12 protein-coding genes are annotated in these 13,773 nt (G+C 67.7%); 7 read left to right on the top strand and 5 right to left on the bottom strand.

Annotated features, from left to right (window positions below; genetic code table 11):
- The first annotated feature begins 50 nt into the window (after window positions 1–50).
- From BLV31_RS14470 to BLV31_RS14445, 5 genes are all read left to right on the top strand, one after another.
- The gene (locus BLV31_RS14470; RefSeq protein WP_064060346.1) at window positions 51–1,415 is read left to right on the top strand and encodes a hypothetical protein; all 1,365 of its coding nucleotides are present in this window, start codon (window positions 51–53) and stop codon (window positions 1,413–1,415) included.
- A gap of 81 nt (window positions 1,416–1,496) precedes the next feature.
- Complete coding sequence (locus tag BLV31_RS14465; RefSeq protein WP_072740517.1) at window positions 1,497–2,711, top strand: AAA family ATPase; 1,215 nt, start codon at window positions 1,497–1,499, stop codon at window positions 2,709–2,711.
- Window positions 2,708–3,943, top strand: coding sequence for a vWA domain-containing protein (locus BLV31_RS14460; RefSeq protein ID WP_064062065.1), 1,236 nt, complete (start codon window positions 2,708–2,710; stop codon window positions 3,941–3,943). The genes BLV31_RS14465 and BLV31_RS14460 overlap by 4 nt, the downstream gene beginning before the upstream one ends.
- Before the next feature lie 923 nt (window positions 3,944–4,866).
- Window positions 4,867–5,253: a hypothetical protein gene (locus BLV31_RS14450; protein ID WP_139192957.1), complete on the top strand. Its 387-nt coding sequence runs from the start codon at window positions 4,867–4,869 to the stop codon at window positions 5,251–5,253.
- A gap of 115 nt (window positions 5,254–5,368) precedes the next feature.
- Complete coding sequence (locus BLV31_RS14445; RefSeq protein ID WP_033096661.1) at window positions 5,369–5,635, top strand: hypothetical protein; 267 nt, start codon at window positions 5,369–5,371, stop codon at window positions 5,633–5,635.
- 43 nt (window positions 5,636–5,678) lie between these two features.
- Here the strand turns inward: BLV31_RS14445 and BLV31_RS14440 are convergent, their stop codons facing one another.
- Window positions 5,679–6,074, bottom strand: coding sequence for a VOC family protein (locus BLV31_RS14440; RefSeq protein ID WP_064062062.1), 396 nt, complete (start codon window positions 6,072–6,074; stop codon window positions 5,679–5,681).
- A 154-nt stretch (window positions 6,075–6,228) separates the two neighbouring features.
- Between BLV31_RS14440 and BLV31_RS14435 the strand changes: the two genes are divergently transcribed.
- A complete protein-coding gene (locus tag BLV31_RS14435) occupies window positions 6,229–7,812 on the top strand; it encodes an alkaline phosphatase D family protein (protein WP_064062067.1) in 1,584 nt (527 codons plus the stop codon).
- 14 nt (window positions 7,813–7,826) lie between these two features.
- Here the strand turns inward: BLV31_RS14435 and BLV31_RS14430 are convergent, their stop codons facing one another.
- On the bottom strand, window positions 7,827–9,455 hold the full coding sequence (locus BLV31_RS14430; RefSeq protein ID WP_248846325.1) for a Mur ligase family protein: 1,629 nt from the start codon (window positions 9,453–9,455) through the stop codon (window positions 7,827–7,829).
- Between the two features lie 17 nt (window positions 9,456–9,472).
- Here BLV31_RS14430 and BLV31_RS14425 point away from each other — a divergent pair, with 17 nt between their 5' ends.
- Window positions 9,473–10,981: a protein adenylyltransferase SelO gene (locus BLV31_RS14425; protein WP_064062061.1), complete on the top strand. Its 1,509-nt coding sequence runs from the start codon at window positions 9,473–9,475 to the stop codon at window positions 10,979–10,981.
- 296 nt (window positions 10,982–11,277) lie between these two features.
- Here the strand turns inward: BLV31_RS14425 and BLV31_RS14420 are convergent, their stop codons facing one another.
- The 3 genes from BLV31_RS14420 to BLV31_RS14410 all read right to left on the bottom strand — a co-directional run bounded on the left by BLV31_RS14420 (window position 11,278) and on the right by BLV31_RS14410 (window position 13,717).
- Complete coding sequence (locus tag BLV31_RS14420) at window positions 11,278–11,577, bottom strand: type II toxin-antitoxin system Phd/YefM family antitoxin (RefSeq protein WP_019289349.1); 300 nt, start codon at window positions 11,575–11,577, stop codon at window positions 11,278–11,280.
- Between the two features lie 132 nt (window positions 11,578–11,709).
- Entirely contained in the window at window positions 11,710–12,342 is a 633-nt protein-coding gene (locus BLV31_RS14415) for a pyridoxamine 5'-phosphate oxidase family protein (RefSeq protein ID WP_051424912.1), read from the bottom strand.
- Between the two features lie 220 nt (window positions 12,343–12,562).
- On the bottom strand, window positions 12,563–13,717 hold the full coding sequence (locus tag BLV31_RS14410; RefSeq protein ID WP_064060955.1) for a glycoside hydrolase 5 family protein: 1,155 nt from the start codon (window positions 13,715–13,717) through the stop codon (window positions 12,563–12,565).
- Between the last annotated feature and the right edge of the window lie 56 nt (window positions 13,718–13,773).

Raw genomic sequence — 13,773 nt, 5'->3', positions numbered from 1 at the left:
ACCTTCTCTGATCAAAGATTGGGGGCCCAGTTCGCACACGGTGAGTGCTGATGCACCCTCCGACCGCGAACGGGACCGATCCCCGACTGTCCTTCTGGCTGCGCGTGCGCGAGTTCGCCGTGCCGCCGTCCATGATCGAGGACGCGACCGACCGACGCCGTGCAGGTGACTGGCGTGGCGCTTGTGCCGCAGCGGGATTCGATCCCGACCTCGACCTACGCGTACTGCGCAACAGGCACGGCGTCGAGGTTGCGTCGCAGGTCCTCGACGATCTACGACACCTGGCCCCCGACCTGCTGCGCTGGCACCTGCCACGCGTGGCCCCCGACGGCCTTCTGCGCCCCGGGCTGACCATCACGTTGGCCCGCTACGGGGACATCGAACCTGCAAAACGTGGCAGCAGAACAGGTTCCGTGCATCTGGTGGTCCACACCGCTCCCGCCTGGGCGGATGCCGGTCAGCGGATCGCGCTGACGTTGTGGGACGGCTCGGATTCCACGAACCATCCGCATCCGCGCCCCAACAGACGGTTCCGGTTCGACCTCCATCGGCATCTGTGGGACGTGCGCAGGTCCGGCGAGCTTCCGATCCGCGGTGGGGTAGGGCAGGTGCCGGTCGGGTACCTCCTCGAACCTTACTGGGCCGCAGTGATTCCGGAGGGTTGTGCCGTCGACCGCTGGGCGGCCGAATGCGACATCCTGCTGCGCGCGCACGGTCGGCGCGACGGTCCCGTGCGGGTGCGATGCGGGAGTCGACACGATGTGGTGGTGGAACCGGTCGGCAGCACTGAGCCCGTGGCGCTGCGTCGTGTGGACGACTACCCGCGCGGCCGGCTCGCCGCGCTGCCGGTGCTGCCCGACGCCGCGACCTGGGTGCCGCCCGACCTGGCGTTGCTGCGGTCGGGAGCTATCACCGTCGACCGGCTGCATCCGCTGGTCGCCGCCGCGCTGGATCCGGACCGGCCACCGCCGAGAAGACCCCGGATGCCGAAGCAGGAGAACCGGATTCACCTGGTCGACTGTCGTGGTGAACGGCACCGGCTGGGGGTGGTCGACGGCGTCCTGACCGCGCTCGATCATGATCCCGCCGAGATCCGGCGCGAGGAACTGCTCGCCGCACTGGGCGGCACCCCGTTGCCGTGTCTTCACGTCATCGACCAGGCGCATCGCCGACCGGACTGTCTGCCGGGCGTTCGTGAACGCCTGGACCACGGGGACGCCGATGGGGCGCTGGCAGTCGTCGAAGGGCTGCTCGGTCCCGGCGCGGTCCTCCGTGACGGACCTTTGCTGGACGAACTCCGGAGGTCCGCGGACCGCCGCACCATCTACGACCGGTATCTCTCCGAACCGCTGGGACCGCCGCCCGCATCGCGACCTCGCCGACTCGGACGGTCGCGTTGCACCCGATCACACTGACTCTTCTTCCTTCTCGAAATCCACTGTTCCGCAGGGCGTCCTACGGGTCGTGTCCTGCGGTCCCTTCCGACATCACAGGTGATGCACATGTCCTCCACACTTCGTCCCGGCCGTCCCCGCAGCAACGAACTCGACAGCGCCGCAACGTTGTCGGCGATGCTCGACGCGGTGACCACCGAGCCTCGACCCGACGACCGACTCGAGGCCCTGATGGTGGCGGTCACCGCGGATCTACCGGTACTGCTGTGGGGTGAACCGGGAATCGGTAAGACCGCCGTCCTGAGCCAGCACGCCGAGGCCGTCGACCTGCCACTGACCACTGTCATCGCGAGTGTGCACGAGCCGTCGGATTTCTCGGGTCTGCCCGTGCTCGGAGACGATCCCGCAACCCGCGGCGTCCCCATGGCACCGCCGGACTGGGCCGTCCGGCTCGTGCAGGCCGGGCGGGGACTGCTGTTCCTGGACGAACTGTCGACGGCTCCGCCCGCCGTGCAGGCGGCGCTGCTCCGTCTCGTCCTCGAAAGACGAATCGGGGCACTGCAACTCCCACCCGGTGTCCGTATCGTGGCTGCCGCCAACCCGCCGTCCTCGGCAGCGGACGGCTGGGAACTGAGTCCGCCGTTGGCGAACCGCTTCGTGCACCTGCACTGGACCTACGACCACGACGTGGTCGTGCGGGGTCTCGGCGGGACCTGGCCACGGGCGACGCTGCCGCGTCTCGATCCGGAGAAATTCTCCGGCGCGGTGACGTTCGCCCGCAGCGCGGTCTGTGAGCTTCTCACCGCCCGGCCCGCCCTCGTGCATCAACTCCCCAGCAGCCAGAGCCGCCGTGGCAGTGCCTGGCCGTCGCCGCGGAGCTGGGACATGACCGTGCGGCTGATCGCGTTCGCGACCGCCACCTCGTCGTCGAAGGACGTGCTGTCGTTGCTGGTCCGGGGCAGTGTCGGCGACGGACCCGGGTTCGAGCTGCTCGCAGCCATCGAACGTATGGACCTGCCGGATCCGGAGGCGCTGCTCGCCGATCCGGCGGCTGCCGACCTGCCCGAGCGCGGTGATCTGCGCCAGGCCGTGCTCGCCGCGGTCCGCCGACGGCCGGAGAAGTGGCGCTGGGACGCGGCGTGGACCCTCCTGGCCACCGCGGTGGAATCCGGGCCACCCGATCTCGTGGTCGTGCCGGCCGTCACACTGGCCACCCTGCGCCGCGACGACTGGGAGGTGCCGGCATCGATCGACGAGCTCGCCGGTGTCGTCTCGGTCGCTCGGTCGGCGGACGCCGTCGCGCAGGCCGGCCGATGACGTCGTCGGCATTCGACGCGGACAAGATCTACGCCGCACGGTTGCATGCCGTTCGCGCCCGACCCTATCTCGCGACCGCCTTGTACGCGCTGCACATCGTCGCGTCGCCGCGCGTACCGACCATCGGTGTGGACCGGCACTGGCGCTGCTACATCTCGCCCGGTTTCGTCGCTCGGCGACCGGTGGAGGAGCTGGCGTCGATCCTCGTTCACCAGGTCTCGCATCTGCTGCGCGATCACCACGGCCGCAGCGACCGCTACGCCCGCGCGCACGACCTGGACGGTCGCGCCGATCGACTACGCATGAACATCGCGGCCGACGCGGAGATCAACGACGATGCGTTCGGTGACGGATTGCCCCTACCCGACGACGCCGTTCTGCGGTCGACCCTGCAGTTGCCCGCCGGTCAGCTCATGGAGGACTATCTGCAGCAGTTCGGCCTCGGTCCGTGCACCGACAGGCTGGCCTGGCTCGACTGCGGCAGCGGTGCCGACGGCCTGAGCCGTGAGTGGGAGTGGGGCCCGGAGGGGGCGAACGCGCTCAGCGACGAGCAACGGGACGCTGTGCGCTTCCGGGTGGCGCACAGCATCATCGGGCAGCCGGGCAGTGCACCCCGCGGGTGGCAGCGGTGGGCGGAGGAAGCTCTGCACCCGACGCAGCCGTGGCGAACTCTGTTGGGGGCGGCGATCCGCTCGGCCACCTCCGCGTCCGGCGCCGGTGACGACTACACCTACCGCCGGCCGGCGCGGCGCTCTGCTGCCGTGCCCGGAGCGGTGCTGCCGAGCCTGCGGCGAACCCCGCCGCGGGTCGGTGTCATCGTCGACACCTCCGGCTCGGTGAGCGACGCGGATCTGGGCAGTGCACTGCTCGAGGTCGCCGTTATCGCGCGGGCCGTGGGAGGGCGTCGTGACCTGGTCACGGTGCTGTCCTGTGACGCGGCCGCGCGGATCGTGCACCCGCTGTGTCAGGCCGAGGACATTCCGCTGGTCGGAGGCGGTGGCACGGATCTGCGCGCCGGATTCGCCCGGATGCTGCGTCTTCGGCCCCGGCCGGATGTAATGGTGGTGCTCACCGACGGGGAAACCCCCTGGCCCAGCAGCCGTCCGGGGTGCCGGACGATCGTCGGTCTGTTCCCCCGCATTGCGACCCGCAGCGAATCGAACCCCGACTTCGTTCCGGACAGGCCGCCGGAATGGGCGCGTGTGGTGCAGATCGGCACATCTGCGATCTGAAGGGCACCGGAACGAAGCCATGAGGGAGGGGACGTGGGGCGCTCGCTGGTGCTCTCGGGTGGGAATGCCATCGAGGCCGCGTGGTTGTCGGAGTGTTGCGCCCGCGGAATTTACCCAGGCGCAGCGCGCTGCGTCGAAGCGGTGTCAGCGATCAGATCGACTCTACGAGCGGATTCAGCGGATCCTCCGGTACCGATGCGAGCCACTACTCGGCCCAGGTCGCTCCCATCGCGTGGGCCGGATCAGTCATTCCGACTGCTCTGGCGTTGTCCTGCCGGTTCTGGAAGCGGAGGTGATCTGATGTCGGACTTCGGTGTCGTCGGTGGGACGACAGAGGCTTTCATCCGCCTGAGACTCAGCGTTCGGAGCCGCGGGCCGTCGGCCAGTTGATCAACAACCTCGGTCTGAGTCGATTGTCGAAGTCGGATCAGAAGATGGCGATCAAGCGCTGGCTCGAGTCGAATCGTCCGAGTCCACGCTTGAAGAAGTCGCTGGTCCGTGTCGGTGACGAGTCTTTGCTTGCCGAATCCGTCTGACTTCTCCAGCTTCGAATGCTCCTGGTGCTTGGGGCGTCCGACAGTCCTTGTCCTGATCCGGATAGCCGCTGATCCCTACTGTGTGTGTCCGGGTACGTTGTGACGGACGTGAACGATCGGAATGAAGAGCGGGAACCCGGTGCGCAGTGACCGGTGGGTCGAAATCAGCCCTTCCCCGTTCGACCACGAACGCGAGGGCCTCGAACGTATCAAGGATCACGCCGGCGACTTCCGACGGCTCCAGGAACACCCTCGATACGACCAGATCGTCGCGGCGCTTGGACTGTACCTTCCCGCTGCGTGCCGTATCCGTGCCGTACCGAGGCGACATTCTGGACGGTGAGTTGTTTCCCGAGTTCCAACCGCAGGCGAATCTTCTGCATCTCCATGGCTGCCCTGGAGACGTTCTACATTGCGGTCTCCGACGAGTCGGACGACATAGCCGCCGTGTTCTTCGTGGATAGTCGCTATCTCCCGGTCAGTAGGTGGGGCCGGGTGTTGCTCGCCGCTCGGGGAGTGATGTTCGACGAGGGGACCCACAAGTCCGGCGGAGGATTCGAGCAGTGCTTGATTGTCGATGACATCCGCTTCGTGCGTTCAGCTCTGAAATCGAAGCACGTCCGCGCTGCGGCTGCGAAGTTCAACCTCGACTTGATGCGTAAACGTCAGTCGGCGTACAAGCCGTCGCATTGTCGGCAACTTGCCGCTGCTGCTCTGGCCTCGTTCGCGGAACTCCCGTCGAGGCAGAGCGAAGCATCGTGCCGTCAGGCGTGAATTCGAGCAATCGCTGGACGACCGCGAGTATTCGACTCGATCGGTTCGCTGCGGAGTTCTGCAGGTTTGCAAATTACCCGGTCCGAACACTCGGGCTTCCGAGGAGGTAACGAAGGTGTACGAAGTCAAGGTCACCCATCGGGTCCTGGCGAACCGGCGTTTCGCGTGCGAGATCTACCCCGGGGTGTTCGTCGTGGAAGGTGGTGCCGTCCTGTCCACCTATGCCGGACCTGCAAACGGTTACTGCCCCTGCGAGCCGGTGGAGCCGGAGGTCGACGAAGTGTTCGAGATGAGCGAGCGGCAACTCGAGGACGCCATTCAATGGGCAACGTCGATCTATCGTCCGCGACTGAGCTATCGTCCGCGGCGGAGGTTGCGCTAGAGAGCATCCGGGCGCGGCGGATCGTCGCTGGGGGCGAGGGCGATCAGCTCGGCGGCGCGAAGAATTCGAGCGCGATGTTGTCGGGATCGCGGAAGGACAACCCGGAACCGTACGAGGCGTTCTTGATGTCCCCGTGTGGGATACCCAGACTGTCGAGCCGGTCGCGCCACTTGTCGAGCTCGTCGGCGGTGCAACCGAACGCGATGTGGTCGAGCCCGGTGTTCCGTTCGTCGAAGGACGTCTGCGCCGGCGCATCGGGGTGGGTGTGCAGGCCGAACAGGGTGCCGCCGTCGAGTGCGAAGACCGCGTGGTGGAAGGTGCCCGATTCGTCGTCCTCGTCGAGGACGGGTATGGCGTCGAAGAGGTTCGAGTACCAGGCCGTGTTTGCAGCCAGATCCGAGACGGTGACGGCGACGTGGGTGAGTGCGGGAAAAACCATGACAGTCTCCTCCGTTCGAGGCCCCTCCTCATCGTAGACCTCGATGCGGTGCTGCCGACCCCTGTCGGCGTATCCCCAAATGTTTCCGAGTGTTCTTCCTACGTTCGGTAACGTAGTCCGTGCGAAGGAGATTCGGCCACTACCTTCCGTGGCCATGCCTTTGTCACGTAGATCGTTCCTTTCGGCCGGACTCGGAATCACTGTCGTCACCGCAGCCACCTCCGTCGGTGTCACCGGATACGCGCGCGCCGACGCGCCAGGAGTGAAGGGCGACCCCTTCCTGCTGGGTGTTGCCTCGGGCGACCCGGTGCCGGACGGATTCGTGATCTGGACCCGCCTCGCGCTCGACCCGCTCGCCGAGGAAGGACTCGGCGGCATGCCGAACCGTCCCGTCACCGTGCAGTGGGAGGTCGCGGAGGACGAGAAGATGACCCGTGTCGTCGCACGCGGTGAGGAACGAGCCGTCCCCGACAGCGCCCACTCCGTGCATGTCGAACTGGTCGGGCTGCGTCCGGGCCGGGAGTACTTCTACCGGTTCCGTACGGGCGACGACATGAGTGCGGTGGGGCGGGCGCTGACGACACCGTCGGCCACCGAGACCGCGGCGGCTCTGACGATGGCGTTCGCGAGCTGCGCGCAGTACGAACACGGCTGGTTCACCGCCTACCGGCGCATGGCGGAGGACAACCCGGATCTCGTTCTGCACCTGGGGGATTACCTGTACGAGTACACCAGCGGCGGTTACACCAGCGACACCGGTCTCGTCCGCTCGCTCGACGGACCCGAGACCGTCACCCTGGCGAACTACCGGCAACGTCACGCCCAGTACAAGGCCGACACCGATCTGCAGGACGTGCACGCGATCGCGCCGTGGCTGGTGGTGTGGGACGACCACGAGGTCGACAACAACTGGGCCGGAACGATTCCAGAGAACACCGATGCCGCTCAGAGCAACGAGACCACCGAGAACTTCCTCGCCCGCCGCGCCGCCGCCTTCCAGGCCTACTACGAGAACATGCCGCTGCGACCCTCGTCGACACCGCGGGGGCACGACATGAAGATCTTCCGGCGGATCCGGTGGGGCACTCTCGCCAACTTCCACATGCTCGACACCCGTCAGTACCGCGACGACCAGGCCGCCGGCGACGGGTGGAAGAAGAACGTCGCCGAACGTCACGACGAGGCACGAACACTCACCGGAACCGAACAGGAACAGTGGCTGCTCGACGGTTTCCGCACCTCCACCGCGCAGTGGGACTTCCTCGGTCAGCAGGTGTTCTTCGCCGAACAGGACAAGGACCCGAGCCCTGAGGGCGACGAGGTGAGTATGGACGGCTGGGACGGGTACGCGGCGTCACGTCGTCGGATCACCCAGGGCTGGGTGGATTCGCCGGTACGCAACGCCGTCGTGCTCACCGGCGACGTGCACCGGCACTGGGCCAACGACATCAAGGTCGACTTCACCGATCCCGACGCGCCGGTATTGGGTTCGGAACTGGTGTGCACGTCGATCACGTCGAACGGCAACGGAACCGGCGCGACGCAGGTCGACCACATGCCGGCGAACCCGCACCTGAAGTTCCACAACGACCGGCGCGGTTACGTGCGTACCACGATCACCCCGGACGCCGTGCACGCCGACTTCCGGGTGCTCGACACGGTCACCGAACCGGACGCGCCGGTGTCGACGAAGGCGTCGTTCACGATCCTGTCCGGGCAACCTGGCCTGCAGGCCTAGGAACCCGGCAGTCCTCAGCAGCGGGGCACGCGCGAGGTGGACCTCCGGTGCGTGCGGTGCAGTGCGCGCCGCAGTTCGTCCCGGTCGTCGAACACCTGCACCGTGTCCCCGGAGACCAGGCGTGGCTCGCATCCGCGTCCGGCCACGACGACGACGTCTCCAGGGCCGGTGTGGGCGACGGCGATATCGAACGCGCGACGTCGGTCGGCCTCGACGACGACGCGGGCGCTGCGCGCTGCGAAGGCCCCTTCGGCGACCGCATCCCTGAGCACACGCGGGTCCTCCGAGAGGGGACTGTCGTCGGTCACGACCACCACGTCGGCGTAGGTCGCGGCGGTGTGCCCGAGCGGAAATCGCTTGCCGGGGTCACGTTCTCCGGTCGCGCTGATCACGAGGACCAGTCGCCGCTCGGGGGCGAGCGACCGGAGGAAGGGCAACAGTTCGCGTTGCCCGGACGTGTTGTGCATGTAGTCCACGAGCGCGAGAACACCCTCACCGGCGTCGACGCGTTCGAGCCGGCCGGGCACACCCGCGAGGGTCTCCAGACCCGCTGCGGCCTGCAGGACGTCGCCGTCGACGGCGGCCACCGAGGTGAGCGCCGTCAGCGCATTGGCCACCTGGTGTGGTCCGAGCAGCGACAGTCGCACCGGCGCACTCCCGGCCGGCGTGTGCACGGTGAAGCAGGTGCCGTGGAGATCGCACCGGATCGAGTCCGCGTACACGTCGGCGCGGGCATCGCAGGTCGAGTGCGTCCACAGCGGCACGTCGACGGAGGCCGCCAGACGTCGCCCGTACTCGTCGTCGATGTTCACCACGGCCGTCTGCGTGCGGTCGGCGGTGAACAGTGCCGCCTTGGCGGCGAAGTACTGCTCCATCGTGTGGTGGAAGTCGAGGTGGTCGGGCCCGAGATTGGTGAAGGCGACGGTACGGAACCGCACGCCGTCGACGCGGCCCTGACTGATGCCGTGCGAGGACACCTCGAGCGTCACCGCCTGCACGCCCTGGTCACGGAACTCGGCAAGCGTGCGGTGCACGACCGCGGCCTCGGGGGTGGTGCGGGTCGCGGGTCGTGTGCCGGCCGGACCGCGCACGACGACCCCGCCGATCATGCCGGTCACCACGCCGGTGGCCGCGAGTGCGGTGTCGAGGAGATAGGTCGCGCTCGTCTTGCCGTTGGTGCCGGTGATGCCGTGGACCTGCAAGTCGTGAGAGGGGTGCCCGAGGATCCACGACGCCAACGGGCCGACCACGTCGCGCGGTCGATCGACGACGAACGTGGGTAGAAGGCGTGACGGCCGGTCGCTGAGTACCGCGACCGCACCGTGGGTAGCGGCTTCGGCCTCGAAGTCCAGGCCGTGGGCGTGGTGTCCGGGTAGCGCTACGTACAGATCGCCGGGGCGCACCGTCCGGGAATCGTCGCTGATGCCGGTGATCACATGGTCGTGCCGGTCCGCTGGTCCGGATCGCAGGACATCGCGGAGGTGCTCGGCGACGTCGCGGACCTGGATCCGCCGGATGGGACGGCGAGGATCGTCCGGGTCGGTGTGCACGGGGGCGGATACCCGGTCCGGGGCGGAATGATGCGCCGCCGGTGACCGGGCCCCACCGGCGTTTCCCTCGCCCGCGACATGCGTCGGTGTCACACGGTTACCCTCGAAGGATGACTGCGATTCCGGATTTCCCCGTCGGCACGAACACCACGATATCCGGTCTCGGCAGTTCCTTCGCCGACGAATTGAGCGGATTATCGGTGCCGTGGCAGGGCGCCGAGGCCCCCGACCCGGAACTGCTCGCGCTCAACGAGAACCTCGCGGTGTCGCTGGGACTGGACGTGGCGTCGCTGCGCAGCGCCGACGGGGTTGCCGTCCTGACCGGCGCGGAGGTGCCGGCGGGTGCCAAGCCGGTCGCGATGGCCTATGCCGGGCACCAGTTCGGCGGATACGCTCCGCTGCTCGGCGACGGTCGGGCGTTGTTGCTCGGTGAACTCGTCGACGCGGACGGTGGCCGCGTCGATCTGCATCTCAAGGGTTCGGGTCCCACTCCGTTCTCCCGGGGTGGGGACGGGTTCGCGGTCGTCGGGCCGATGCTGCGCGAGTATGTGGTGAGCGAGGCCATGCACGCCCTCGGCATTCCGACCACCCGTTCATTGTCGGTGGTGGCGACCGGTCGGCCGGTCCACCGCGAGGGTGCCGAGCCCGGCGCGGTGCTGGCCCGTGTCGCGGCCAGCCACCTGCGGGTGGGGACCTTCGAGTTCGCGGCGCGGCAGGGAGAGGTCGTGCGTGCACTCGCCGACCACGCGATCGGCCGGCACTACCCGGACCTGCTCGACTTGCCGGAGACCGGCGAGAACAACCGCTACCTGGGACTGTTCACCGCCGTGGTCGAAGCGCAGGCGTCGCTGGTGGCGCAGTGGATGCTCGTCGGTTTCGTCCACGGGGTGATGAACACCGACAACACCACCATCTCGGGACAGACCATCGACTACGGTCCGTGCGCCTTCGTCGACGCCTTCGATCCGGCGGCGGTGTTCAGTTCCATCGACCACAGCGGGCGCTATGCGTTCGGCAACCAGCCCGCCGTCCTGAAGTGGAATCTGGCGCGTTTCGCCGAAACCCTGCTCAGACTCGTGGATTCGACTCCGGATGCGGCGATCGCCGCGGTCACCGCTGTTCTGGACAGTTTCGACACCCGCTACGAGCGGCACTACCGGTCCGGTCTGGCCGTCAAACTCGGTCTTCCAGAAGACTCTCTCGATCAGGAACTGGTCGACGATCTGCTGACGCTGCTGGAAGAGCACCGCGCCGACTGGACGGTGACCTTCCGTGCCCTCGCCGACGAACTGCGCGGCAATCCGGCACCCCTCGACGGACTCGTGCCGCGTGAGCGCTCGGCGCCGTGGCTCGAACGCTGGCACGCCGCGGCCGAGCAGGACGACCGGGCAGCGGGGGAGAGGGCGGAGGCGATGGACCGCGTCAACCCGCTGTACATCCCGCGCAATCATCAGGTCGACGCCGCGCTGAAGGCAGCGACCGGCGGCGACCTCGAACCGTTCGCGAAGCTGCTCGAGGTCGTCACACACCCCTTCGAGGCGCGTGCCGAGTGGAACGAATATGTCTCGCCCGCACCGCGTTCGTTCGCCGAGTCCTTCCGGACCTTCTGCGGCACCTGACCGCCCGATACTGACGAATCGAGACCGGTGTTGTTCGCGAGTTCCCAACGGATTTCGCGAACAACACCGGTCTCGGTCAAATCTGGACCAGTCGGGTGCGGGTCGGATCGCGCGGCCGGTTACGCACGAACTCGACTCCGGTCGGGTACTTGCAGGTGGCGAGTTCGCGTCGGAGGCGGCCGCGGGATCGGCGAGCTGGACGACCGCTTTCACCGCCTCGCGGCGAGACTTCCGGCATCTGCACCGCCCGGCCGCAGTGCTCGGCGGCGGTGTGCAGATGTACGGGATGGAGACGGTCAACGGGCGCGCCGCCGTTTCTTGCGCTTCTTCTTGTTCTTCGCGCGCCGGCGAGCAGCCGGCGGCTGCCGCCGGCCCGTCGACGCGGCGGCCTCGAGCGAACGTTGCATCTCCCGGCGCAGGCTGTCCATTAGTTCGGGGGAGCGGAGCAGGAAGGTTGCCTCCTGCAGCGCCGCATAGCGGTCCTTGGAGATCAGGACGCCCGTGCCGCGTTTGCCGACGATCTCGACGGCGACGGTCTCGTCGTTGACCTCCCGGACCAGCTCACCGAGCCGCTTGCGTGCGGCTTTCACGGACACGGACGTTGATGGCACTCGCGGCGACTCCGATCTGTTCCTTCGACGCGGGCATCCTTTCATCACCGATGTCGGATTCGGGGGCGGACACGACGGAAAGCCCCTTCGATGTCACAACGGACAGCCCGTTCGATGTCACAGAAATGCGCGCACGGAGCGTGGCAACGCGGTCGAGGACCCGGTGATCGGTGACGGGATCGGATCGTCGGCGACGGTCCGCAACGGCACCACTCCCGCCCACACGGAGTGGTCTTCACCGTCCCCGGCGTCCTCTCCCGGTCCGGCCGCCCGGACCTTTACGCTCACCTCGGTGAGCGGCACTTCCAGGACCGTGGTGGCGGCCAGTTCCTTCGGTGTCGGCGACCGGACCTCGTCCCACCGACCGGGAATCAGATGCTCCGTCACCACCTTCAATGCGTGTTCCTTCTCGCCCGGCGCGACCGGTGTGGCCACACCGAACAACACCGCACTGCGGTAGTTCATGCTGTGGTCGAAGGCCGACCGGGCGAAGACGAGCCCGTCGAGATGCGTCACCGCGACCGACACCTCGATCCCGGACCGCGCGGCGAGAAACATGCCGGCGCCGGTCGAGCCGTGCAGCAGTAACCGGTCCCCGTCGCGGCCCATCGCCATCGGCAGCACCACAGGCGATCCTTCGCGGACGAAACCCACGTGCGCGATGCGGGCCTCGTCGAGAAGCCGGTGCAGCACCGCCGGATCGTCGGTGCCGCGTTCGGGTTTGCGGGTCAGGCGCGTGCGGTCGCTCATGGCACCGATCGAAGCAGTGCCGCCGCGGCCGGTCAACCGGATTCCGAATCGAGTAGTGCGCTACTCGCGACCCTCGGCGATCGCCACCACAGACTTCGTGTACAGGCACGGAGTGCGACAGTCGACCGGACGACGGAGATGACGAGATGGACAAGACCGGTGACCATGCAATCGTTCTGGGCGCGAGCGTCGATTGACCGTCGATGCGTGAGGACTGCTCTTACGGAGAGAACTGCGCGTTCGGCAGGGTGGAGGGTTCGAGGGATCCGAGGTCCTCGACCACATCCCACAACGGGTCGTCGAAGCCGATGTCGTAGGTACAGTCGGCTCCCCGCGGGTCGGGCACGAACGCCCACAGCAGTGCACCTGCGGTGCCGGCGGCGCGTTGGCCCTCGATCTTTGTGGTGATGTGGTCGGCGCGGTCACCGAGCGACCCGCAGGACCCGGCGAGCTCACCGATCTCCGCCACGAGCAACGGCTTTCCGACGGCTGCGGCTTGCGCGACCCGCCGGGCGAGACCGTTCCACTGATCGCCGGGCAACGGCACGCCGTCGGCGCCGTAGTCGTGGTACTGCACGGCATCGACATAGGGGGAGGCGCTGACGAACTGGTACTCGTCACCTTGGGTGCCGCACTGACCGCCCCCGGTGTAACCCGCGGTGATCAGGGTGCGTGGGTCGACGGCGCGCAGTTCGGCTCCGGCCGTGTCGAAGAAGTCGCGCAGCACCTGCGCGGCGCCGGGCTCGCACGACCGGGTCCACCAGTGGCACGCGGGGTCGGTGCATGAACTCGTCTCCGGTTCGCCGACCAGTTCCCATGCTGCGAGGGATGGTGAGTTCCGGTAGCGGGCGACGGCGGTGTGCATCCAGTCCCGGTAGCTCATCACCACCTGTTCGTGTCCCGGGGTGAATTCGGTCCACCCGTCGACGTACCATTGCCGTCCCTTGAAGACCTCGTCCTCGCACGCGCCGTCCTGTGGTGCCAGGACCGGCAGCAGCATCTGATCATGCGCTTCGGCCGCGGCGAAGACCGCGTCCATCGGTCCGAAGTCGAGTTGCCCGGTGAACCGGTTGACGGCGAGCGCCTGGAAGAGATTGAAGCGGGTGAGCGAATTCGGGGGCAACGTACCGAAATAGGCGTCGAGGTCCACCATCGCTCCGCATCCCCAGTTCACCGACCAGTCGGTGGCGAGCTGGTAGGCGTTGAACCCGGTGGGCCACCAGGCCCGACCGTCGAGTGCGAAACCGTCCGGCGACGCCGTCACCCGCGCGCCCGGTGCCGGTGCCGGTGCCGCTGCCGCGGGGCTCGTGCCCAGCAGCAGCCCGACCACGGTCGCGGCGCCGACGATGAGTCTGGATACCCGAAGCCTCGTCATCTTCCGGATCGTAGGTCCGCGGCGCAGGTGAGAGCCTCGATCGAGGAGGAACACGC

This window comes from Rhodococcus pyridinivorans, assembly GCF_900105195.1.
GTDB lineage: Bacteria > Actinomycetota > Actinomycetes > Mycobacteriales > Mycobacteriaceae > Rhodococcus > Rhodococcus pyridinivorans.
Note: the sequence above shows the minus strand (reverse complement) of the source record. Positions and strands in the feature narration are given on the sequence as shown.

Bases quoted from the DNA above. Each gene is read 5' to 3' on its own strand.
- BLV31_RS14440 (WP_064062062.1), bottom strand. From the start codon at position 6,074: ATGGTTTTTCCCGCACTCACCCACGTCGCCGTCACCGTCTCGGATCTG.
- BLV31_RS14410 (WP_064060955.1), bottom strand. From the start codon at position 13,717: ATGACGAGGCTTCGGGTATCCAGACTCATCGTCGGCGCCGCGACCGTG.
- BLV31_RS14435 (WP_064062067.1), top strand. From the start codon at position 6,229: ATGCCTTTGTCACGTAGATCGTTCCTTTCGGCCGGACTCGGAATCACT.
- BLV31_RS14425 (WP_064062061.1), top strand. From the start codon at position 9,473: ATGACTGCGATTCCGGATTTCCCCGTCGGCACGAACACCACGATATCC.
- BLV31_RS14470 (WP_064060346.1), top strand. From the start codon at position 51: ATGCACCCTCCGACCGCGAACGGGACCGATCCCCGACTGTCCTTCTGG.
- BLV31_RS14460 (WP_064062065.1), top strand. From the start codon at position 2,708: ATGACGTCGTCGGCATTCGACGCGGACAAGATCTACGCCGCACGGTTG.
- BLV31_RS14465 (WP_072740517.1), top strand. From the start codon at position 1,497: ATGCACATGTCCTCCACACTTCGTCCCGGCCGTCCCCGCAGCAACGAA.
- BLV31_RS14450 (WP_139192957.1), top strand. From the start codon at position 4,867: ATGGCTGCCCTGGAGACGTTCTACATTGCGGTCTCCGACGAGTCGGAC.
- BLV31_RS14415 (WP_051424912.1), bottom strand. From the start codon at position 12,342: ATGAGCGACCGCACGCGCCTGACCCGCAAACCCGAACGCGGCACCGAC.